General features: G+C 73.0%; 20 protein-coding genes. 4 read left to right on the forward strand and 16 right to left on the reverse strand.

Annotation, left to right across the window (positions count from 1 at the left end; translation table 11 throughout):
• Nucleotides 1-11 precede the first annotated feature (11 nt).
• Nucleotides 12-3,692, reverse strand: coding sequence for a TM0106 family RecB-like putative nuclease (locus tag MWU57_RS15485; RefSeq protein ID WP_246910372.1), 3,681 nt, complete (start codon nucleotides 3,690-3,692; stop codon nucleotides 12-14).
• Between the two features lie 86 nt (nucleotides 3,693-3,778).
• Here MWU57_RS15485 and MWU57_RS15490 point away from each other — a divergent pair, with 86 nt between their 5' ends.
• Nucleotides 3,779-4,723: an excalibur calcium-binding domain-containing protein gene (locus MWU57_RS15490; RefSeq protein WP_246910374.1), complete on the forward strand. Its 945-nt coding sequence runs from the start codon at nucleotides 3,779-3,781 to the stop codon at nucleotides 4,721-4,723.
• A gap of 5 nt (nucleotides 4,724-4,728) precedes the next feature.
• On the opposite strand, the gene MWU57_RS15495 is transcribed toward MWU57_RS15490, so the two are convergent.
• The 4 genes from MWU57_RS15495 to MWU57_RS15510 all read right to left on the reverse strand — a co-directional run bounded on the left by MWU57_RS15495 (nucleotide 4,729) and on the right by MWU57_RS15510 (nucleotide 7,904).
• A complete protein-coding gene (locus tag MWU57_RS15495) occupies nucleotides 4,729-4,887 on the reverse strand; it encodes a hypothetical protein (RefSeq protein WP_246910376.1) in 159 nt (52 codons plus the stop codon).
• Nucleotides 4,888-5,094: 207 nt separating this feature from the next.
• A complete protein-coding gene (locus MWU57_RS15500; RefSeq protein ID WP_246910378.1) occupies nucleotides 5,095-6,705 on the reverse strand; it encodes a hypothetical protein in 1,611 nt (536 codons plus the stop codon).
• Nucleotides 6,702-7,337: a SigE family RNA polymerase sigma factor gene (locus MWU57_RS15505; protein ID WP_246910409.1), complete on the reverse strand. Its 636-nt coding sequence runs from the start codon at nucleotides 7,335-7,337 to the stop codon at nucleotides 6,702-6,704. The genes MWU57_RS15500 and MWU57_RS15505 overlap by 4 nt, the downstream gene beginning before the upstream one ends.
• A gap of 87 nt (nucleotides 7,338-7,424) precedes the next feature.
• The gene (locus tag MWU57_RS15510) at nucleotides 7,425-7,904 is read right to left on the reverse strand and encodes a hypothetical protein (protein ID WP_246910380.1); all 480 of its coding nucleotides are present in this window, start codon (nucleotides 7,902-7,904) and stop codon (nucleotides 7,425-7,427) included.
• Between the two features lie 233 nt (nucleotides 7,905-8,137).
• Here MWU57_RS15510 and MWU57_RS15515 point away from each other — a divergent pair, with 233 nt between their 5' ends.
• Together MWU57_RS15515 and MWU57_RS15520 are read left to right on the forward strand one after the other, a co-directional pair.
• Nucleotides 8,138-8,872 (forward strand): response regulator transcription factor, encoded by a 735-nt coding sequence (locus tag MWU57_RS15515; RefSeq protein WP_246910382.1) that lies wholly within the window; start codon nucleotides 8,138-8,140, stop codon nucleotides 8,870-8,872.
• On the forward strand, nucleotides 8,869-9,888 hold the full coding sequence (locus MWU57_RS15520) for a sensor histidine kinase KdpD (protein ID WP_246910384.1): 1,020 nt from the start codon (nucleotides 8,869-8,871) through the stop codon (nucleotides 9,886-9,888). Before MWU57_RS15515 ends, MWU57_RS15520 begins: the two co-directional genes overlap by 4 nt.
• A 13-nt stretch (nucleotides 9,889-9,901) precedes the next feature.
• Here MWU57_RS15520 and MWU57_RS15525 read toward each other — a convergent pair whose 3' ends face one another.
• On the reverse strand, nucleotides 9,902-10,687 hold the full coding sequence (locus MWU57_RS15525) for a hypothetical protein (protein WP_125206459.1): 786 nt from the start codon (nucleotides 10,685-10,687) through the stop codon (nucleotides 9,902-9,904).
• The gene (locus MWU57_RS15530; protein WP_165799913.1) at nucleotides 10,684-11,217 is read right to left on the reverse strand and encodes an RNA polymerase sigma factor; all 534 of its coding nucleotides are present in this window, start codon (nucleotides 11,215-11,217) and stop codon (nucleotides 10,684-10,686) included. Before MWU57_RS15530 ends, MWU57_RS15525 begins: the two co-directional genes overlap by 4 nt.
• Nucleotides 11,218-11,451: 234 nt before the next feature.
• Between MWU57_RS15530 and MWU57_RS15535 the strand changes: the two genes are divergently transcribed.
• Nucleotides 11,452-12,204: a hypothetical protein gene (locus MWU57_RS15535; protein WP_165799912.1), complete on the forward strand. Its 753-nt coding sequence runs from the start codon at nucleotides 11,452-11,454 to the stop codon at nucleotides 12,202-12,204.
• Between the two features lie 27 nt (nucleotides 12,205-12,231).
• Here MWU57_RS15535 and MWU57_RS15540 read toward each other — a convergent pair whose 3' ends face one another.
• The 9 genes from MWU57_RS15540 to MWU57_RS15580 all read right to left on the reverse strand — a co-directional run bounded on the left by MWU57_RS15540 (nucleotide 12,232) and on the right by MWU57_RS15580 (nucleotide 20,840).
• Entirely contained in the window at nucleotides 12,232-13,023 is a 792-nt protein-coding gene (locus MWU57_RS15540) for an amino acid ABC transporter ATP-binding protein (RefSeq protein WP_281495815.1), read from the reverse strand.
• Nucleotides 13,020-13,970 (reverse strand): amino acid ABC transporter permease, encoded by a 951-nt coding sequence (locus tag MWU57_RS15545; protein ID WP_246910386.1) that lies wholly within the window; start codon nucleotides 13,968-13,970, stop codon nucleotides 13,020-13,022. The genes MWU57_RS15540 and MWU57_RS15545 overlap by 4 nt, the downstream gene beginning before the upstream one ends.
• Nucleotide 13,971: 1 nt before the next feature.
• Nucleotides 13,972-14,913, reverse strand: coding sequence for an ABC transporter substrate-binding protein (locus MWU57_RS15550; protein ID WP_246910388.1), 942 nt, complete (start codon nucleotides 14,911-14,913; stop codon nucleotides 13,972-13,974).
• Between the two features lie 160 nt (nucleotides 14,914-15,073).
• On the reverse strand, nucleotides 15,074-15,844 hold the full coding sequence (locus MWU57_RS15555) for a hypothetical protein (RefSeq protein ID WP_246910390.1): 771 nt from the start codon (nucleotides 15,842-15,844) through the stop codon (nucleotides 15,074-15,076).
• Nucleotides 15,845-15,887: 43 nt separating this feature from the next.
• Nucleotides 15,888-16,442: a hypothetical protein gene (locus tag MWU57_RS15560; RefSeq protein ID WP_246910392.1), complete on the reverse strand. Its 555-nt coding sequence runs from the start codon at nucleotides 16,440-16,442 to the stop codon at nucleotides 15,888-15,890.
• Nucleotides 16,443-16,551: 109 nt separating this feature from the next.
• Nucleotides 16,552-16,719 carry a methionine/alanine import family NSS transporter small subunit gene (locus MWU57_RS15565; protein WP_246910394.1) on the reverse strand — a complete coding sequence of 56 codons (168 nt, stop codon included), beginning with the start codon at nucleotides 16,717-16,719 and terminating at the stop codon, nucleotides 16,552-16,554.
• On the reverse strand, nucleotides 16,716-18,290 hold the full coding sequence (locus MWU57_RS15570) for a sodium-dependent transporter (protein WP_246910397.1): 1,575 nt from the start codon (nucleotides 18,288-18,290) through the stop codon (nucleotides 16,716-16,718). The genes MWU57_RS15565 and MWU57_RS15570 overlap by 4 nt, the downstream gene beginning before the upstream one ends.
• A 101-nt stretch (nucleotides 18,291-18,391) precedes the next feature.
• A complete protein-coding gene (locus MWU57_RS15575; RefSeq protein ID WP_246910400.1) occupies nucleotides 18,392-19,648 on the reverse strand; it encodes an FAD-binding protein in 1,257 nt (418 codons plus the stop codon).
• Nucleotides 19,649-19,652: 4 nt separating this feature from the next.
• The gene (locus tag MWU57_RS15580; protein WP_246910402.1) at nucleotides 19,653-20,840 is read right to left on the reverse strand and encodes a winged helix DNA-binding domain-containing protein; all 1,188 of its coding nucleotides are present in this window, start codon (nucleotides 20,838-20,840) and stop codon (nucleotides 19,653-19,655) included.
• Nucleotides 20,841-20,908 lie beyond the last annotated feature (68 nt).

Below are 20,908 nucleotides of genomic sequence, written 5' to 3' on the forward strand. Positions count from 1 at the left end.
CGTCAGCCGTACTACCTGGGCGTGAGGAGGCGGAGGAACGCGCCGAGCTGTTCGAGATCCCGCACGGACGTCGGCAGGTAGTCCGTCAGCCGTGGTGAGCGGACCACGATCGCGCACCACTGCCCACGCGAGACGGCCACGTTGACCCGGTTCCGGCTCAGCAGGAACCCCATGCCGCGTGGCACGTCCTCCGGGGACGACGCCGCCATCGACAGGATCGCCACCGGCGCCTCCTGCCCCTGGAACTTGTCGACCGTGCCGACGGGGACGTCCTCGAGGCCGGCGGCCTCCAGCGCGCGCCGCACCACCCAGACCTGCGCGTTGTAGGCGGCGACCACGATGACGTCCGCCGGCCCGAGCTGCCGCTGCGCACCGCCCGCGGCCTCGACCCAGCTCCGCCCGAGGACGGCGCGCACCTGCCGCACCACCTCGTCCGCCTCCTCCCGGGAGGCCACCGCGCGACCCTCGTGGGCCACGAGCACCTCGTGCACCCCGGGCGCGATGCCCTCGAGGGATCGGCCGCGCGCGGTGGCGTGGGCGTGCAGCCGGCCGTCGTAGGCCAGGTCGGAGACGCCTTCGCACAGGTCCGGGTGCATCCGGCGCGAGGCCGGCAGGAAGTACCCGAGCCCCTCCGGGAGCGTCTCGTGCCCGTCGGCGAGCCATCCGAGCGCCGACCCCCCGACGGCGGGGTCGGGGTGAGTGCCCTGGGTGACCTGCGGGAGCTGTTGCGGGTCGCCGAGCAGCAGCAGCCGTGAGGCGGCGCGTGCCACCGCGACGGTGTTCGCGACGGCGAACTGGCCCGCCTCGTCGATCACCAGCAGGTCCAGCCCGGAGTCCGGCCAGCGCTCGTGCGCGAAGTCCCATGCCGTCCCGCCGACTACGCAGCCGTCTCCCGCCTCGCCGGCGGACGCAGAGAACCGCTCCAGCGGCTCCGGCGACATCGCCTGCCAGGGCACGTCGTCCGGGTCCCCCGACGACGACTTCTTGGCGACCTGCTCGGCCGGCACGCCCGCCCGGAGGACCCCGCGCAGCAGGTTGCCCACCACGGCGTGCGACTGCGCCACCACGCCGATGCGCCAGCCGCTGCGCACCAGCGCCGCGATGACGTGCGACGCCAGGTAGGTCTTGCCCGTCCCGGGCGGCCCCTGCACCGCGAGGTAGGACCGGTCGAGCCGGCGCACGGCCTCCTCGACCGCCGCCACGACGTCGGGCTCCCCGTCAGCGGCGAGCGCCGGCACCGGCAGGCCACCGGTGACCCGCGGGACCCGCCGCTGGAGCAGGTCGGTCATGGGGCCGGGCGGCAGCCGGTCGGCCATCGCCACGCCGTCCGCCTCCCCGGCCTGCCACGCCGCGAGGGCAACTTCTGCCGCCTCCGCGGTCGCAGCCTCCTGCGGCTTGGCCTGGACGAACCCGTTGACGGAGATCGCCGACGGCGCCTCCGCGTACGGCTCGTGTCCGCGGCCCACGGCCTCCCGCACGGTGAAGACGTCTCGCTCGCCGCCGTCGTCGGACACCCGGCGCACCGCGGTGATCTCGACCCTGCCGTGGCAGCCCCGCACCGCGCGCGGCCCGAGCTCCCCGACGGCGGCGGGCCCGGGCGCCTCGTACAGCAGGAACGCGCCGACGCCCACCCGCAGCTCCGAGCCCTCGACCGCCGGGCAGGTCAGCTCGAGCACGCGCGACGGCGTCCTGCGGCCGGGCTCGACCTCCCAGTCGCGCAGCACCCGGCACGCCGCCACCACCGATGCCGACCGGCGGCCCGGCCACTCGTCGGGCGGCAGCTCGAGCCGCGCGAAGTGCGCGTGCCAGAACGGCTTGCCCTCGCGCCGGTGGTACCCGACGCTCGCGCCGAGCAGGTTGAGCGCCCGGACGGCCGCGACGTCCCCGGGATCGTGCGGGTGCGCGTGCTCGACGGCGGCACGGACGTCGGCCTCGAGCCGGTCGCGGGCGGCACGGGCGTCGTCGACCGCGATCTCCTCCGGGACAGCGAGCGGGGCCGCCACCGGCACCTGGACCGGCCCCACCACGTCGTCGTGCGCGCGGCGCAGCCACTCGAGCAGCCGGAGGGTCGAGAGGCAGTCGTACCGGTTGTAGTCGAGGATCTCCGCCCGCCGAGCGGCGGCCTCGTCCCGGGCGCCCGCGGCGACGAGGTCGCAGTACTCCGCGTACTCCACCACGGAGGTGGCCGCGTCGGTGACCCCGGAGCGCGCCGCCTCGTCGCCCATGTAGAGCGGCTCGAGCTTCTTGATGGAGCGCGAGCGGTGGGAGATCCGCAGGCCGGCCCGCACCGTGGCGTACAGGTCCACGAGCACGCCGGCCCGCAGCAGCTCGTCGACCTCCTCCTCGTAGACGCCGTGCCGCGCGGCGATCGAGAGCAGGTGCGTCCGCTCGTAGGCGGCGTAGTGGTAGATGTGCATGTCCGGCCACCGGCGGCGACGCTCGGCCATGTCGTCCACGAACTCGACGAGCGCGCGGGCCTCCTCGGCCAGCGAGTCCGCCCACAGGGCGTGGAACGCCGGCTGACCCTCGGCGTCGAGGTCCCGGGTGACCCAGCCGAACAGGTAGTCGATGCCGGACGCCGCCGGGGCACCCGCGCCGTCCGACGGCGTCCACAGGGGGTCGCCCTCGAAGTCGAAGAAGACGTCGCCCTCGCTGGGCGGAGGCAGTCGCTCGACGGAGCGCGGGTCGGTCAACGCCCACCGCAGCTCGTCGGGGCCGTCGTCGGTCTCGATCTTCACCGACCCGTGCCCGGACTCGCTGCCGAGCTGCAGCCCGGCCTGGAACCGGAGCCCGGCGAACCGGTCGGCGCTCATCCCGTCCGGCGGCGACGTCGCCGCGGCGAGCGCCTCCATCGTGGTGATGCCGGCCTCCCCCAGCCGGGCACGCTGCGTCCCGTAGACCCCGGCGACGAGCAGGACGTCGGAGTGCGCCTCGGCCGCCGCCGCGCAGTCCGGGCACTGGCCCAGCCGACGGCAGGCCGTGTGGCCCGGCGCGTCCCACTCGACCGGGGCGTCGGCGGCCACGTGCCGTTCCACCACCTCGAGCAGCCGTTCGCGACGCGCCCGGAACACGGGCAGCACCTCGGCGAGCAGGTGGTCCGTGACCTCCCCGGTACCCAGGACCAGGTGGGCGTGCGGCGTCGGGTCGACGCCGGCCGCGAGAAGCTGGTCGGCGTAGGCCGCGAGCTGCAGCACGGCGCGGACCTTCTCACGCCGGGCCAGCTTGGTGTCCCACACCGCGTAGCGGGGCCCGCCGTCGCGCACGAGGAAGTCCGCCCGGCCGTGGAACCGGCCGTCGAAGAACGACGCCTGGAAGACGACGTCGGCGCCTCGCCCCAGGGCGGCGAGGGTGCGTGCGTGCGCGGCGACGAGCTCGTCGTGCTCCATGTGGCCCGGCGGCGCGATCGCCACCACACCACCAGGGCCGTCGCCCGACGCCCAGCCGAACCGGTCGACGAACTCGTCGAGCACGGCCCGCTCGTGCGACTCACCCAGCGCTGCCGTGCGTTCGAGCATCTCGTCGCGCTCGCGCCGTCGTCCGGGCGTACGACCGAGCACCTCGTCGAGGCGCCGCAGCAGCGCGTGCTCGCACTCCGCGGCGACCACGAGGTCGCTCGCCGAGTGCACGAGCCGCGGCTCCGCGGCCCCCGTCGGCGGTACCTCAGCGCCGTCGCCGTCGCTCAGCAGGAACATGTGTCAGGTCTACCAGTGGCCCCCGACATGGACCTCGGGCGGTCGCGTCCGCCATAGTAGGGGCCGCGCGATCTCGAAGGAGTCCCATGTCCGTGCGGTTCAACCCCCCTCCAGGCTGGCAGGTCCCTCCCGGGTTCCGGCCCGACGCCGGCTGGTCTCCCGACCCTTCCTGGCCCCCGGCACCGCCGGGCTGGGAGTACTGGATCGAGGAGCCGACGGCGGCCGCACCCGCTCCGTCGTTCGCCCCCGCCGCCTCCGCCACGCACGACGTCGGCGCGACGACCGTGATCGCGCCGGTCGCGACGGCGTCGCCGGCGTCCGCACCCGCACCCGCCGTTCGGCCCGCCGCACAGCCACCGGCGCCCGCCCCGGCCGCACCCACAGCGCCGCCGCCCGGCCCGCCCGCGGGAGGACCGCACCCGGTCGAGCACGCCACGACGCCGGTGCCGCCCCTCGGCACGCCCGCGCCCGGCCGTCCGGCCGGCAGCCCCGCGCCGACCCGGGGTGCCGGCGACGGTGCCACCGGGAGGCCGGCCCGCCGGCGGCGCCCACCGTCCCTGATGGTCGCGGGTGTGGCCGTGGCCTGCCTGGCGCTCGGGATCATCCTGGGCGTCATGTTCTCGATGGTGCAGACGTCGGACGCCCGGCAGGCGGTCGCCGACGCGACCCGGGAGGTCGAGGCGGCCGAGGTCGCCCAGGAACAGGTCGAGGCCGACCGCGCCGCGCTCGAGGAGCGCGCCTCCGCCCTCGACAGCCTCGAGAAGGACCTCCAGAAGCGCGAGACGGCGATCGCGGACCGCGACGCCGAGCTCACGAACCGGGAGAACCAGATCGCCGACGCCGAGCAGCAGGCTCAGGAGCAGCAGGCTCAGCAACAGCAACAGCAGCAGCAGGGCGGCGGCCAGTGGTGGTACTGGGACTGCAACGGCGCGCGAGACGCCGGTGCGGCCCCGATCCAGCAGGGCCAGCCCGGCTACCGCAACGGTCTGGACCCCAACGGCAACGGCGTCGCCTGCGAGGCCGGGGAGTAGCCGGTTCAGCCCGGTGGCAACCCGAGCGTCCGGAGCAGGTCGGGGACGGCGTCCGGGTCGACGTCGACCTCCAGCTCGTCGTGGATGGTCTGCCAGTCGGGGCACAGACTCTCCTGGAGCGCCCACTCGATCGACGTCTGGGCAGGCTCGATGCACGCGAGCACCCCAAAATCCTGGGGAGTCTGGAACTCCAGCTCGAACGGCCGCTCGCCGTCCCCGCAGGTCGCCCGCCCCTCGCGATCATCCTCGTGATGCGCCTGCTCGTGGTGATCTTCCGCGGCGCCGACGCACCTGCACCCTCGAAGTAGTACCTCCGGTACCCGAGATGTCCACGCGGGGATCCAGCACCGGAGGTACTACTTCGCGAGAGCCTATGGCTCGAGGCGCAGCGAGGAGACGATGGCGGCGACGTCCTCGTCAGGCAGGGCGGCTGCGTCAACGGACAGGCTGTACCCGTCCCCGCTGTCCGCGTCGCGCACCAGGATGACGAGGGTGAAGAGCTCCGTCCCGGGCTCAGGGTCCGGCACCCGCACGACGACGAAGTCCGCGCCCGGAACGTCTGCCGTGAAACGGCCACCAGACGATGCGGATGCTCCGGGAGCGGTCGGTGGCAACCAGCGCGACGCGTCCGCCCCCGCGACACCCTCCAGCAGCGGCTGGCCGGTCTGGCCTCCCAACCAGAGCGCGTCACCCTCCCAGAAGGGCGGGCCGTCGTCCTGCTCGTCCCACGACGGTGGCGCAGCGAAGCGTAGGCGTCCTAGCGTGTGCTCCACCCAGTCCTCGGGAACCTTCACCGACGGGAACGGCGGCAAGTAGTCGGTGACCACCTCGCCGGTGGCAGTCGGCCACTCGCCGTCGAGGCTCAACGACTCCAGAAGCCCTGTCAGCGTCGACAGGTCACCCTCCGCGTCCGCGAGGTAGAAGGACAGGATGTACCAGGTACCGTCGGCCACCTCGACGGAGATGTACGCGTCATTGCCCGTCGCTTCGAAGCGGATCTCGAGGTAGGCCCTCGCGGCGCCGTCCAGCGCGATCTCGTGGACGGTCGCAGGCAGCGGCTCCGACCGGATCGACCCCATCGGCTCCTCGCTGGTACTCACCTGGAGGCGGCCGTGCTCTGCTTCGGCTTCGGCGACAGGATGCGGGAACGTGATTCCTTCGATGTGCTGGTCCGGCTCCCACCATGGAGGCATCGCAAAGGTCAGCTCGCCGACGGAGTACTCGTTCCACCCCACTGGCACGCCGGTGGCCACGCCCGCCACGAGCCCGTCGATGTCCTGCTGCGTCAGCCGCCCGACCGGTTCGGGTGTCTGCTCCTCGACCAGGTGCGACTCATCGATCCGGAGGCTGGCGAGCAGGTCCTGGAGCAGTGCTGAGTCATCTCCGGTCAGGGCAAACCCCTCGTACTGCGTACCGTCCGGCGCCTGGACGTAGATGTCCACCATGCCGACGCTGTTCTCGGCTGTCCAGGCCCCCTCAGCTCCTGGTACGTCGAGCTCGGCAATGTCGGCACGCTCGTCGTCGAACCAGTACGGCGTGCCGACAGTTGCCCACATGCGGACCTCGCTCGGTTCCGCCCCGTCCGCCGTGCCCTCGGGCTCTGCTGCCCACACCCCGTCCGTGCCGCCGACCATTCCCCAGCCGGCTGGGACTCCGACGACGAGCGCCCCGACGCTCTCGTCGGTCCAGCCGTCGGGAAGGCTGGACGCCGGCTCCTCGGGCGCCGGGATCACCTCGTCCGGCACGGTCGTCTCGTCCACGCCGGGTCCGCCCACCTGCGGCCCCGGACCGACGAGCTGCTCCGGCAGCCACCATGCCCCACCGATCACCAGGGCGAGCGCCAGCGCGCCCACGCCGCCGGCTCGCACGACCCGCCCCGTCCGGACCCGCCGCACCGCCGTCGCCGCCACGGCCTCAGGGTCGAATCTTTCCGGCAGGTCGACCCGCGCGGCGGCGCCGCGCATCTCGTCGAGCTCGTTCATCGCACGTCCTCCCCCGTCGTCCCCATCACTCGGCGCAGCGCAGCCAGCCCGCGCGAGGCGGCGCTCTTCACCGCGCCGCACGAGATGCCCAGATCGTCAGCGGTCTGCTGCTCGCCGCGATCCAGCAGGTATCGCAGCACCACGACGCGTCGCTGCTGCGGGGGCAGGGCCTGCAGCGCCCGCACCAACCGGTCGCGTTCGACGACGGCCGCCCCGTGGTCCGGGGCGCTACGGGCCGCAGCGCCGGACGCTCCGGCGGTGCCGCCGTCGTCGGGCGTCGCGCGGAGCACCTCCTTCTTGGTGCGCCGCCATGCGTCGATGCGCGCGGTCGAGACAACCTTGCGTGCGTAGGCGAACGGGTCGGACTCGACGCGATGCCAGCGTCGGTACGTGCGTTCCAGCGCGGTCTGCATGAGGTCGTACGCGCGGTGCTCGTCGCCGCAGAGCACGTAGGCGATGCGGTACAACGCCCCGCTGCGATCTCGCGCGAACGCCGTGAACTGTTCGGCGGCGCTCGCCCCGGCAGCGAGGTAGTCCCCGCGTGGACCACCGCCCAGCTCAGCCGGGACACCGTCGGACCGGCGGCCACCGTCGGCACCGACGAAGGGGGCCCCGAGCGGGACCTCGATCATCTCGCCCACGTGTGCTCCTGCTTCCTGGGTTCCATGCACCCTAGACGCAGCAGGAGCCCCGGAGGTTGCCTGCGCGGGAGCCTCGGATCACACTCCGAACGCGAGCGTGTTCACGCCGACCGTCCCCAGCACGCCGAACACGACGCCCCACAGGATGATCGAGACGATCTGCCAGCCGATCACCGCGTTGCGCGAGGCCCCGAACGAGACCATGGCGGCGGCGGTGATCTGGCTGGGCAGCACCGTCTGGCCGAGCAGGCTCACGCCCGGCACCCCGAAGCGGTCGAACCGCTCGCGCAGCTTCGCGCGGCGCGGCGAGTCCGGCTTGTCCCGCCGCGCGACGGCGGCGGTCCGCACGCGGGAGGTCGTCAGCACGAAGATCAGCATGGAGATCACGTTGCCGACGATGGCGGCCGCGATCGCGACCACGGGGTTCACCCCGGCGAGGATGCCGAGCACGGAACCGCCGTAGGACTCGACGAACGGGATCGCCCCGGCCAGCATCACGCCGACCCACTGGAGCAGCGGAGGCAGGGACTCGGTGAAGGACTGCAGGTTCTCGATCATCAGGTGCTCCCAGGTCGTGGCGTGCGGACGTGATCCCATCTTCGGGGCGCTCTCGCGCGATGGGCAGTGCCTGGGTGCACCGGTTCACGTGGCCCCCTCACGGGCCTGCCATGACATCCGTCATCACGGCTCGCCCCGACGCCCGCGGGCCCGCGTCTTACCGTCTCCTGACGGCTGCCTGCCTGCGGTCTCCCGGCGCGCCCGTCGACCCGCCGCCGCCCTAGGCTGGGCGGATGGTCCGGGTCCTCGTGGTCGACGACGACGCCACCGTCGCCGACGTGGTGGTGGCCTACCTGGAGCGCGCCGGTCTGTCGGCCGAGCGCGCCGTGGACGGCCTCGACGCCCTCGCGGCCGCGACCACCCGCCCACCCGACGCCGTCGTGCTCGACCTGATGCTCCCCGGCCTGGACGGCATCGAGGTGTGCCGGCGGCTGCGCGCGGACCGCCCCGGGCTGCCGATCCTCATGCTGACCGCCCGCGGCGAGGAGGAGGACCGGATCGCCGGGCTCGAGGTCGGCGCCGACGACTACGTCACCAAGCCGTTCAGCCCCCGCGAGCTGACGCTGCGCGTGCAGTCCGTGCTGCGCCGCGCCGGCGCGCTCGCGCCGCACCCGGCCGGGCCCGGCAGCGCGCCCCCCGAGCCGCCGTCGGGCACCCTGCGCGACGGCGACCTGGAGCTGGACGTCGCCGCCCACCGGGTGCTGCGCCGCGGCGCGGAGCTGCCCGTCACCGCCCGCGAGTTCGACCTGCTCGCCTGGTTCCTCGCCCACCCGGGCCAGGTGCACGACCGCGAGACCCTGCTGCGCGAGGTGTGGGGCTGGGAGTTCGGGGACCGCTCTACCGTGACGGTGCACGTGCGCCGGCTGCGCGAGAAGGTCGAGGCGGACCCGTCCCGGCCGGTCCGGCTGGTGACCGTGTTCGGCGTCGGCTACCGCTGGGACACCGGCAGCACCGGGAGCACCGCATGACGCCGCTCGCCGGCGTCGCGCTCGCCGCCGGGGTGGCGGCGGCCGTGGGCGCTCTCGGTGCGGCGGCGGTCGTCGCGGTGGGACGACGCCGGCCCTCCGTCGCGGCGGTCCTGGCACCCCTGGTGGTGGTCGCCTCCGTCGCGGCCGGCGTGTACGCCAGCGCGCGGGCAATGTTCCTCTCGGAGGCCGACTCCGTAACCGTGCTGTGGCTGCTGCTCGCCACGGTCCCGGTGGCGCTCGGCGTCGGGGCGGCCCTCGCGGTGCGCACCCACCGGCTCACCGCCGAGCGCACGGCCGCGCTGGCCGCCCGCCGTCGGGACCGCGAGGTCGAGGAGCGGCGGCGCGAGCTCGTCGCCTGGGTCTCCCACGACCTGCGCACGCCGCTCGCCGCCGTCCGGGCGCTGGCCGAGGCGATGGAGGACGAGGTGACCTCCCCCGCCGACGCGGCCGCCGGGATCCTCGCGGAGAACGGCCGCATGAGCGACATGGTGGACGACCTCCTCGCGCTGTCGCGCCTGCAGTCCGGGACGCTCGAGCTCCGGCGCGAGCCGACGGACGTGGGCGACCTCGCGTCGGACACCCTGGCCGCGGCGGGGACGCTGGCGGGCGCCGCCGGCGTCCGGCTGACCGGCGAGGTCACCGAGCAGGTCGTCGCGGACGTGGACGCCCGCGAGGTGTCACGGGCCCTGGGGAACCTGGTCGGCAACGCCGTGCGGCACACCCCGCGCGGCGGCACGGTGTGCGTCCGGGTCTTGACGGGCGGGCCTGGCGAGGACGCCGTCGTCGTCCAGGTGACCGACGCCTGCGGGGGCATCCCCGACGCCGACCTGCCCCGCGTCTTCGAGGCCGGCTGGCGCGGCACCGCCGCCCGCACGCCCGGCGGGGGCGGCGCGGGGATCGGGCTTTCCATCGTGCGCTCCGTCGCCGAGGCGCACGGCGGCCGCGTGGACGTGGACAACGTCGTCCTGCCCGACGGCGGACGCGGCTGCCGCTTCACGCTCACGCTGCCGCGGTAGGCCGCGCCGCGCGCTACCCGACGACGACCTGCGCCGTCGTGCCGTCCGCGTAGGTGACCTCGGCGCTCGTCGCGAGCGCGGACCCGCCCGGTGCCCACACCGCCCACCAGCCGTCGGTGACGGAGGCCTCGACGGCCTCGCCGGTGGTCAGGGTCAGCTCGACGGCCGTGACGTCCTCGCCCACCTGGCCGAACGCGGACGTCAGCGCGCCCTCCGTGCCGTCCCCCTCGGACCACGAGGCCGTCCCGCTCTGCAGGGTCGTCAGCTCGCGCGCGTCCGGTGCGGGCAGGTCGACGCCGGCGGCGCTCGAGGTGACGACCATCGGGGGCTCGCCGTCGGTGCTCGTGACGAAGCACTCGGAGTAGGCACCGTCCCCGGCCAGCACCACGTAGGTGTAGTCGCCGCGCACGTCGGTCAGCACCGGCTCGACGGGCGACTCCTGCACCACGGGGCCGTCGGGGCCCTCGACGATCTCGGCGGCGCCGGTGCCGCACTGCTCGGCGCGCAGCTCCTGCTCCGCCGCGGGCAGCGCGGCGGGCACCGGCGTCCACGACGCGTACGCGGCCGGGGAGTCGAGGGTGACCGTGGTGACCACGACGGCGACCGCGACGGCGGCCGCGGCGCTCGCGACGGCGGCCGCGCGCCCCGGACGGCGAGCCCCCGGACGACGCTCTCCCGCGGGGGCGACACGCGACTGCGCGAGGATCTGCGCCAGGGCGTCGTCCTCGGCGCTGCCCGGGGCGTGCAGCTCACGCGCGGGGTCCAGCTCGGCGAGGTCGGCCAGCATCGGGGACCTCATCGCGCCTCCTGGAGCTTCTGCAGGACCTCGGCCGTCTCGCTGGGCACCTCGGAGAACGCGAGCAGACGCTTGCGGGCCCTGGTGAGGCGCACGGAGAACGTGGTGGGCCGGCAGCCGAGCACGCGGGCGGCCTCGACCGTCGTCAGCCCGTCCCAGGCGACCAGCGCGATGACCTCGCGGTCGCCGTCGGAGAGCAGCTCCCACGCCTGGCGCAGGTCCGCGCGGTCCGCGGCGACGTCGTCGGTCCCCTCCTGGGTCGGGGTGGGCTGCTGCTCGATGCGCACGGTGAGCGCGCGCCAGCGGCCGTGCGTGCGCAGGTGCGTCGCCAGGACGTTGCGCGCCACCCCGAAGAGCCAGGGGCGAGGATCGGCCGGGACGTCGTCGAGCCGACGCCACGCCACGAGGAACGCCTCGGAGACGACGTCGTCGACCAGCTCGGGCGCGACGCGGCGCGCCACGAACCGCGTGACCTGCTCGTGGTGATCGACCCACAGCCCGGTCAGCCGCTCCTGCGCCTCGGCGTCCTCCACGCTCCGCAACCTTCTTTCACCCATCACCCTGTCATTGCCGGCAGGGCTGCGATGCCTACACGGTAGGGCACGATCTGTTGCGGTGGAGGGCCCGGCCGGTACGCTCTCACCCAACTCGTGCACGCCGGACCACCACCCGTCAGCGTCTCCCGGGCCCGACGTCGAGGCGACGACGCCCCGGACGACGCCGGAGACGACGCGCTCGACGACGCCCGACAGGGCGAGGAGAACGACATGAGCCGATGCAGGACCGTCCACCGCCGCGCCGGCGTGCTCCTCGGCGCCGCCGCCCTCGTGCTGGGGCTGGCCCTCGCGCCGACGTCGGCACCCGCCGCCGTCGCTGCGAGCGAGAACCTGCCGGGCGTGCCGGAACCGGGCAGCCCCGACCACGTCTGGGAGTCCTGGGCGGCGGAGGAACGGGCGCAGGCCGAGGCCACCGACTGGGACGCGGACGCCGCGACGCGTGGCTGCGAGCTGCAGGAGGTGGAGATCTCCGACGAGGTCGACGTCGACTACAACCGCGCCATGGGCGCCCCCGACGACCTGGCCACCCACCGCGTGGACCTCGTGGAGGACTGCTCGTCCCCGGAGGCGGAGCGCCTCATGGGGACGGCCGAGGACGGCGCGGCCGACGCCCCGGCCGGCGACGTCCGGACCCTGGCGCTGTCGAGCGGCACGTCGTGCAGCAGCACCCACGGCCCCGGCACCGCCTGCGTGTACAAGAGCAGCGGGCGGATCTACGCCTCGTGGAAGTACCGGGGCTCCGGCAGCGTCTCGGGGTTCCTGCGGATCTACCAGATCTCGTCGTCCGCCTCCGGCTGCTACCGCGGCAGCACCTGGCTGACCGGCCCGTCCTCCACCTGGAGCAGCGGGATGACGCGCAGCATCTCCAAGACGAAGACCACCAGCACCGGGTACTCGGGCCACATCTGGAAGAAGGTCACGTTCGGGCACACCGACTGGGGATCGGCCTGCTCACGCCTCTGACGGGCGCTGCCGACCGGGGCCGCGGCCTCAGAGCACGTGCGCGAGGAACTCCTGCAGCCGCGGCTCGCTCGGCCGGTCCAGCACCTCGGCCGGGGGCCCCTGCTCGACGATCGCGCCGTCGTCCATGAACACCACGTGGTCGGCGACCTCCCGGGCGAACCCGATCTCGTGCGTCACCACGACCATCGTCATGCCCGACGCCGCGAGGTCCTGCATGACCGTGAGCACCTCGCCGACCAGCTCGGGGTCGAGCGCCGAGGTGGGCTCGTCGAACAGCATCAGCTCGGGGTCCATCGCCAGCGCCCGCGCGATCGCCACGCGCTGCTGCTGGCCGCCGGAGAGCTGCGCCGGGTAGTGGTCGACCCGGTCGGTCAGCCCCACCCGGTCGAGCAGCTCGAGCGCGCGGGTGCGTGCCGCGCGCTTCGACAGGCCGCGGACCTGCACCGGCGCCTCCATGACGTTCTCCAGCGCCGTCAGGTGCCCGAACAGGTGGAACCGCTGGAAGACCATCCCGATGCGGGACCGCTGGGCGGCGATCCGCGTGGGGTGCAGGCGGTGCAGCACGCCCTGCGCGTCCTCGCGGTAGCCGAGCAGCTCGCCGTCCACGTGCACCGAGCCGGCGGTGATCTGCTCCAGCTCGTTGAGGCAGCGCAGCAGCGTGGACTTGCCCGAGCCCGACGGTCCCAGGATCACCGTCACCGAGCCGCGCGGGACGGCGAGGTCGACGCCGCGGAGCACGTGCAGACCCTCGGCGCCGTGGCCGAACACCTTGTGCACGCCGCGGGCCTCGACCATAGGGGTCGCCTGGACGTCGCTCATGGGGTCACCTCGGCAAACGGGTCGTCACGGGTGGTGCCGGCCGCGCGGATCGCGGCCTGCCTGCTCGGCCGTCGGTTCCGCCGTCGGCCGCCGGGACCGCCGGCGACCCCGCGCCCGTAGTACCGCTCCAGGTAGTGCTGGCCGACCATGAGCACGGAGGTGATCAGCAGGTACCACAGGGCCGCCACGATGAGCAGCGGGATCGGCTCGAACGTGCGCGAGCCGATCGCGCTGGTGGCGTAGGTGATCTCCAGCGTGAACGGGACGGCGACCACCAGTGAGGTGGTCTTGAGCATCGAGATCGTCTCGTTGCCGGTGGGCGGCACGATGACGCGCATCGCCTGCGGCAGCACGATCCGCCGCAGGATCTTGCTCTCCGGCATGCCGAGGGCCCGGGCCGCCTCGGCCTGTCCGGCGTCGACCGACCCCAGCCCGGCCCGCACGATCTCCGCGAGGTAGGCGGCCTCGTTGAGGGCCAGCCCGACCAGGGCCGCCCAGAACGCCGTGATCACCGTGCGGGTGTCGAAGACCAGCAGCTCGGGGCCGAACGGCGCCCCGAGGCTCAGCCGCGGGTACAGCACCGAGATCAGGCCCCAGAACACGAGCTGGGTGTAGATGGGGGTGCCACGGAAGAACCAGATGTAGGTCCAGGCGACCCACCGCATCACGGGGTTGTCGCTGCGGCGCATCACGGCGAGCAGCACGGCCAGCACGACGGCGATGGCCATGGACCCGAAGGTCAGCACGAGGGTCCAGCCGACACCGCGCACCACGTTGACGTCGCGCAGGTACAGCCAGACGGTGTCCCACCGGAAGTTCGGGTTGGTGACCAGGGCGTTGACGACCATCGCGGCGAGCACGAGGACGATCGCCCCGGACACCCAGCGGCCAGGCCGGGGCACCGGCCGGGCGCGCAGCGCTTCGGGCAGCGCGGTCTGGGCGGGCACGTCAGACGCCGGGGTCGAGCTCGGCGGTGGCCAGCGCGCCGTCGGCGTTGCCCCACTCCTCGAGGATCGCCGTCAGCGTGCCGTCGTCCATGAGCTGCTGCAGCGCGGCCTGGACGGCCTCGGCCAGCTCGGTGTCGTCCTGCGCCACGACGACGCCGTACGGGGCGGCGTCGGTGATGTCGCCGAGCGTCTCGAGCTCGCCGTCCGCCTGGTCCACGGCGTACGCGGTGACGGGCGAGTCGGCATACATGGCCTGCACCTTGCCGCCCACGAGGTTCGTGGTCACGTCGGCCTGCGAGTCGTAGGGCAGCACCTCGACGGCCTCGGAGCCGGCGGCCTCGCAGTCGGCCGAGACCGTCTCGAGCTCGCCCTGCTGGACGGTGCCGGTCTGCACGCCGACGACGACGCCGCACAGGTCGGCCGGGTCGATGCCGTCCGGGTTGCCGGCCGCCACGGCGAGCTGGGAGCCCGCGTCGAAGTAGCTGACCATGTGCGCGACCTGCAGGCGCTCGGCATCGATCGTGAAGCCCGAGACGCCGACCTCGTACTTGGTGCCGACGGCGGGGATGATCGCGTCGAACGTGGACGGCTCCACCTGGGCCTCGAGCCCGAGCGTCGCGGCGACCGCGCCGGCGATGTCGACGTCGAACCCGACCGGGGTGACGCCGTCGGCCGCGACGAACTCCGCCGGTGCGTAGGAGAGCTCGGCGCCCACGGTCAGCACGCCGTCCTCGGCGACCTCCGCCGGGACCAGGGCGGCCAGCTCGGTGTCGGCCTCGACGCCGGAGACGTCGAAGCCCTGGACGGCGGCGCCGTCCTGCGCCGCGGCGTCGCCCGACGCGGACCCGAGGTCCTCCGAGGCGGTGGTGCAGCCGGTCAGCAGGGCGGCGCCGAGGACGCCGACAGCGAGCGCGGACAGGGACGTGACGGTGCGGGCGCGCATAACGGTCTCCGAAGGGTCGCGGGAGGGGACGACGCCGGGACCCGGTCGGGCGGTCGGCGTCTATGCAGGAGTATGCATACCTATTCCTACGGCGACCAAACCGGCGGGGCATGAGGTGCGTCACGCCGGACGCACGCGCGCGAAGATGCCGACGTCGGCCTCAACCGGCGCGCGCGGCGATGTTGTAGATCGTCTCGCCCGTCGGTTGTGTGCCAACGCTCACGGTGTCCATGACCAGAGGCTTCCGTTCCGACGCGGTGCCCACCTCCAGCAAGGGCGTAAAGATGTATACATCAGCGCCGGAGCACTCAACCTCGACGTCGGCCCGCAGCTCCTCACCTTCCAGCGTCACAGCTCCGGTGATCCCGATTCCTGTGGACTCGTTGTCAGCGACCGCCTGCGTAGGGTTGCTCTCGCCGGACGTCTTGAAGTGCTGGGTGAAAGTCCCGCACTCAGGGGCGGTGAGCGTGGCATCGCCTATTGCCTCAAACGCTCCCTGGCGGTAGGGCCTGATGCGGACGTCGCCCACGTCAAACGACCGTCGATCCCCGTCGATGCCCATCACAACCTCCGAAAATGAGGTCTCCGAGTCAACGGGGATCGTCATGCTGAGGTTTCCTAGCTGACGCTGCCCCAACCCTTCGAACTCGCCGGCCGTGCCTCGATGGATCTCGAGGTGGTCAATGTCGACCTCGGGACGACCGGCGAGCTCTACCCACTCCGTCGACTCCCAGATCGCGTCGTCCGGGGGCGCGACGAAGAGCAGGTTCAGCGGGAATCCGCCGTCGTCGCTTTCGATGACATCCGCTGCGGTGGTGGCGAACGCGACGGATCCGCCGTCATCCACAGGCTGCGGTGCGATCTCGTCCTGACCGGGTACCGAGCACGCGCAGACCAACGAGGCTGCTGCCACGAAGAGAAGGGTCGCCACGGATGTTCTCACCGCGCCAGGCTTTGATGACATAGGCGTACTTCTACTTGTACGTGACAGTCAGGTACTGCTCTCCACGCACCGGCGAGTAGAGGTACGAGTACTTCCACTTGGAGTAGGACGTGCCGACGTACGTTCTCGACTTGACGTAGTAGCGCCGGTAGTCAGACTTCAGCGTCAACTTCGAGTACCGCTTCTTGTTTGCGGGAATCGTCCCGCCAACCGACCAGGTCGCCGTGTAGGACGCCGTCACACCGAGCGTTCCGGAGACGGACTTGGCGGAGACGCCGATCGAGGACGTCAGGCTCGCGCCTACGGTCGTCGACCTGGACCAGTTGTAGCTGCCTGCCTTGGCCCAGGTACCCGTGAGGTGTCGCACGAACTTCTTGTTGATGTAGACCGGGCCGGACACCTTTCGGGTCTGCCGCCCCGCTCCACCGACGCACGCGATGCATCCAGGGATGCTAGCGGGTGAAGCCTCCACCGTGGCGGTGGATTGCGTGCGGACGGGGTCCGCAGCAGCCGAGCCGGCGGCGCCCGTGCCGAACACCAGAGCCGCGGCAAGAATTACCGCAGCGCCTCGCTTGACACCATTCATCTCGCATCTCCTTGTGTAGTTGTCTCGGTCAGGAGACACGAGGACCGGCGTCCTCCAGAAGCTGAGATTAATGGCACCTCGACAGAGGGGCCACCGGAACTCGAGAGCTCTACGTGTCGTGCTCGATGATCCCCGCGTCCTGGCGGTGGTCGTCCAGGCCGCCCGGCGGGAGGTCGTCGCGCTCGGGACGGGCGCGCAGCGCGACGATGCTGACGATCAGGCCTCCCCAGATGATGATCATGGCCACGGCCATCATGAGGATCGCTTCGGTGGTCATCGGACGGCACCCTTCTGCTCGGCGGCCGAATCGACCGGGTATGACGGCCACGCGGTGAACTCCTCACGGCTCCGCCAGCGCGGAAGGGTGAACACGATCGCACCTAGGAGCAGCAGCGCCACCGACCCCCAGCCCGCGTACAGCAGGTACGTGGTGTCGTATCCCTCGTACGGCTCGTTGATCCGGGTGACGATGTACTGCGCGAGCATGACGATCAGCATCACCGGAACGATGGCACCGACGCAGACGTACCACCAACGACCGACCGGCATGGTCGAGACCGCGTTGAGGTGGTACCGCAGCTCCGGACCCTTGCGGTAGAGCCAGATCACGAACACGCACATGAAGATCGCCGAGGCGACGATGCCGATGTTGTTGACGAAGGCGTCCACGGTATCCAGGAGGACAAGGCCCGTCGTGGTACTGAAGCCGAACACGGAAACCGTGCCGAGCACGACGCCCAGCCCGATCGTCGCGGCATTTCGGGACAGCGCGAACTTCTCCTGCAGGGCGGCCGAGACCACCTGCAGGATCGACACCAGAGACGTGAACCCGGCCATCACCAGTGACCCGAAGAAGAGCGCGCCGAAGAACGCGCCGGCAGGCATCTCCGAGACGATGGCCGGGAAGGTCACAAAGGCCAGGCCGACGCCGGCGATGCTCAGGTCTGCCACCGCCGTTCCTGACTCGGCCGCCAGGAAGCCGATAGCCGCGAATACCCCGAGACCGGCGAGCAGCTCGAACCCGGAGTTCGAGAACGCCACGACCAGTCCCGGTCCGGTCATGTTCGAGCGGCGACGGCGGTACGAGGCGTAGGTGATCATGATGCCGAACGCCACCGAGAGCGAGAAGAAGATCTGGCCGTAGGCGGCGATCCACACGTCAGGATCGCCAAGTGCGCCCCAGTCCGGCGTGAACAGCAGGTTGAGGCCGTCGACGGCGCCGTCCAAGGTCAGCGCACGCACCACGAGTGCGGCGAAGGCGACGATCAGCAGCGGGATGAAGACGACGTTGGCACGCTGCACTCCCTTGACCACGCCGGCCGCCAGAACGGCGATGACGACCAGCCAGACGAGCACCAGCGGGATGAGCACGGCGGCGACGAAGTCGAACGTGAGCACGGTGTCCACACCCGCACCCTTGGGCAGCTGCAAGTGTTCTCCGAAGAAGAACCCCTCCGGGTCGTCGCCCCAGTCCAGGCCGAACGAGTAGACGAAGAAGCTCGCGGCCCAGGCGACCACGGCGGCGTAGTAGACGGCGATGAGCACGCAGATCATCACCTGGAACCAGCCGAGGCTCTCCAGCCACCCCTTCACCCGGCGGAACGCCTGCGGCGCGCCCCCGCGGAACCGGTGGCCCAGCGCGTAGTCCAGGAAGAGGATCGGGATGCCCGCCGTCAGCAGGGCGACGAGATACGGGACCATGAAGGCGCCCCCGCCGTTCTCGTACGCCACGCCGGGGAAGCGCCAGATGTTGCCCAGCCCCACCGCCGAACCGATCGCCGACAGGATGAAGCCGACCTGCCCGGTGAACTGCTCGCGTGGTGCCGCAGTCGTGTTGTCAGTGCTCACGAGTCCCACAGCCTCCGCGTCGATCGCCCTCGAGTCAAACCACGTCACCTGCGATCATGCGCGATGCCGCACGCACAGGCAACGTGTCGGCACTCCGGCCGTCAGCCGAGCAACCGGCCGAGGTAGCCGCCCTGCAGCCGCCCGCCCGGGTCGAACCGCTCGGTCAGCGCCTTGAAGTCCCCGAACCGCGGGTAGAGGGCACCGAGCTCGGCCGGGTCGATCGCGAAGACCTTGCCCCAGTGCGGCCGGGCGCCCAGCGGCAGCAGGAGGTCCTCGATCGCGGGCAGCACCGCCGCCACCTCGGCGCCGCGCGGGTGCCAGGTGAAGTGCAGCGCCACGGAGTCCTCGTCGAACGGGCTGAGCCACAGGTCGTCAGGGGCGACGGTGCGGATCTCGCAGGTCTGCAGCAGCGGCGCGACCCGGGGCACCAGCCCGAGCATGCCCTCGATCGCCGCGACCGCGTGGCGCCGCGGCAGCAGGTACTCGGTCTGCAGCTCGGCACCGGACGACGGCGTGAACTCGAGCCGGAAGTGGCTCAGCCGCTCGTGCCACGGCCCCGGCACGCCGAGCTGTTCGGTGCAGGCGGCGGCGTCGACGCCGGGCAGCGGGTGCACCGGTTCCGTCGCCCACCGCAGGCCCGGCACCGCCGCGGGGCGCTCGCCCACGGTGCCCGCGGGCACCAGCGACTTGAACAGCACGTGGCGCACCGCCGCCGCCTCCCAGCTGGTGAAGAGGCTGACGGAGTAGGCGGCGCCGCTCACGGCGTCGAAGCTGCCGAGGACCGTCTCCCACGGCACGTCGACGGCCACGTCCTGGCGGACGTCGAAGCTCGGCATGGTCTCCAGCTCGACCCGGGTGACGATCCCCAGCGCACCGAGCGAGACGACGGCGCCCGGGAACACCTCGGGGTCGTCGGCCCGGCTGACCCGGCGCAGCTCGCCCGCGGTGGTCATGATCTCGAGCGCCACGACGGGGCCGGCGAGCGACTGGTTGCTGTCGCCGGACCCGTGCGTCCCGGTGGCGACGGCCCCGGCCACGGAGATGTGCGGCAGCGAGGCCAGGCTGCCCAGGCCACGGCCCTGGAGCTGCAGCGCGCGCGAGACCTCCCCGTAGCGCAGCCCGGCGTTGACCGAGACGACGCCGGTGGCGGGGTCGAGGTCGACGGCCGGGCGTCCGTCGTCGAGCCGGTCCACCTGGACGTGCGTACCGGGTGTGTCGGCGATGTCGTTGAACGAGTGCCGCGACCCGAGCGGTCGCACCGGGCCCGCGGCGGCGAGCACCGTCGCGAGCTCGTCGAGGGTGGACGGGCGCGCCAGGGTGTGCGCCGCGTAGTCGAGGTTGCCTGCCCAGTTCTGCACCCGCCTAGCCTGCCACGGCTGCGTCCAGGTACGCCGCGAGCGCCGTCGCCGCCTGCCGGACGGCGGCACGCTCGGACGGCTCCGGGTCGCGCTGCCACTGCACCTCGACCTCGCCGTCGTGCGGGGGCCGGGCGGGCCAGCGCCAGCGGGCGGCCAGCAGCCCGTCCACGGCGACGGTGTGGACGAACGCGCCGATGCGGCCGGGTTCGGGCGCTCGCGGGTCGCCGAGCACGCCGCGCGTCTCCCGGTAGGAGGCCAGGACCTCGTCGTACCCGCACAGCAGGTCCACCACGGGGCCCGACGGCGGCGCCGCGGCGGGGAGCGCCACGTCCTGCTGCGGGACGGTCGGGCGGGTGGCGGCGTCGTGCAGCTCCGGCGTGCTGACGAGCGCCGCGCCGTCGAGGCCGTCGCGCCCCGGGACCAGGACGGCCTCACCGGTGTCGAGGAGGACGGCGAGCCCGGCGCGCAGCTCGGCGAGCGTGAGCCCGCACCACTGCCCGAGGTCCTTGGCCGTCGCGTAGGCACGGCCGGGCAGGTACCGCCGCCACAGCTCCAGCACGGCGGCCTCGCGGTCGAACCGTCCGCCGAGGGGCCCGTACCCGTGCGGGACGCGCTCGTCGAAGGTCACGTACGTGTGCTGACCCTGCGCCGTCGGGCCGCTGACGACCACGCACCGCAGCTCGGCGTGCATGAGCACGTGCGTGACCACGATGCCGGGGGCGTCGTCGGCGACCAGCCCACGCGCGACCAGCGCCGCGGCGAGCTCGGGGCGGGTGCGCGCCCCGAGGGCGACCTCGTCGGCCACGGCGTCGATCGCCGCCGTCGGGTCGCCGATCCCCCACTGCTTCTCCGTGGAGGCCATGGTGCGCGCCACGCGGGGTGCGGTGAGCTCGAGGAGCCAGCGGGCGTCGTCGGGCCGCACGAGGTGCCAGGTCGGGCGCAGGACGTGGGTGCGCAGGAACGCGCCCTCGTCGAGCGCCCGGAGCGCCGCGGGCTCCGTGACCTGCGGGGCCTCGCCGGTGCGCGCGCCGGGCGCCAGGCGGCGGCTGAGCCCCCAGAGCGTCGGGCGCAGCTCCTGCCCCTGCACGGCGAGCAGGTGCCCGACGGCGGACGGCAGGTCGGGCAGGTCCGGCTCGCGCAGGCGCTGGGCCCGCAGACGGGCGGCGCGGACCGTGACGGCGTCGACGCTCATGCCGGCATGCTGCCACCCGACCCCGACATCCCGCCGCTGTGGTGGGCGCGATCTCTGGGCCGGAGATG

This window comes from Isoptericola sp. S6320L (assembly GCF_023015685.1).
Taxonomy (GTDB): domain Bacteria; phylum Actinomycetota; class Actinomycetes; order Actinomycetales; family Cellulomonadaceae; genus Isoptericola; species Isoptericola halotolerans_A.

What these genes read in the sequence shown, in the direction of transcription:
- MWU57_RS15565 (WP_246910394.1), bottom strand. Translation starts at nt 16,719, where the DNA reads ATGACCACCGAAGCGATCCTCATGATGGCCGTGGCCATGATCATCATC.
- MWU57_RS15515 (WP_246910382.1), top strand. Translation starts at nt 8,138, where the DNA reads ATGGTCCGGGTCCTCGTGGTCGACGACGACGCCACCGTCGCCGACGTG.
- MWU57_RS15525 (WP_125206459.1), bottom strand. Translation starts at nt 10,687, where the DNA reads ATGAGGTCCCCGATGCTGGCCGACCTCGCCGAGCTGGACCCCGCGCGT.
- MWU57_RS15535 (WP_165799912.1), top strand. Translation starts at nt 11,452, where the DNA reads ATGAGCCGATGCAGGACCGTCCACCGCCGCGCCGGCGTGCTCCTCGGC.
- MWU57_RS15510 (WP_246910380.1), bottom strand. Translation starts at nt 7,904, where the DNA reads ATGATCGAGAACCTGCAGTCCTTCACCGAGTCCCTGCCTCCGCTGCTC.
- MWU57_RS15500 (WP_246910378.1), bottom strand. Translation starts at nt 6,705, where the DNA reads ATGAACGAGCTCGACGAGATGCGCGGCGCCGCCGCGCGGGTCGACCTG.
- MWU57_RS15490 (WP_246910374.1), top strand. Translation starts at nt 3,779, where the DNA reads ATGTCCGTGCGGTTCAACCCCCCTCCAGGCTGGCAGGTCCCTCCCGGG.
- MWU57_RS15485 (WP_246910372.1), bottom strand. Translation starts at nt 3,692, where the DNA reads ATGTTCCTGCTGAGCGACGGCGACGGCGCTGAGGTACCGCCGACGGGG.
- MWU57_RS15505 (WP_246910409.1), bottom strand. Translation starts at nt 7,337, where the DNA reads ATGATCGAGGTCCCGCTCGGGGCCCCCTTCGTCGGTGCCGACGGTGGC.
- MWU57_RS15520 (WP_246910384.1), top strand. Translation starts at nt 8,869, where the DNA reads ATGACGCCGCTCGCCGGCGTCGCGCTCGCCGCCGGGGTGGCGGCGGCC.
- MWU57_RS15580 (WP_246910402.1), bottom strand. Translation starts at nt 20,840, where the DNA reads ATGAGCGTCGACGCCGTCACGGTCCGCGCCGCCCGTCTGCGGGCCCAG.
- MWU57_RS15540 (WP_281495815.1), bottom strand. Translation starts at nt 13,023, where the DNA reads ATGAGCGACGTCCAGGCGACCCCTATGGTCGAGGCCCGCGGCGTGCAC.
- MWU57_RS15560 (WP_246910392.1), bottom strand. Translation starts at nt 16,442, where the DNA reads ATGAATGGTGTCAAGCGAGGCGCTGCGGTAATTCTTGCCGCGGCTCTG.
- MWU57_RS15550 (WP_246910388.1), bottom strand. Translation starts at nt 14,913, where the DNA reads ATGCGCGCCCGCACCGTCACGTCCCTGTCCGCGCTCGCTGTCGGCGTC.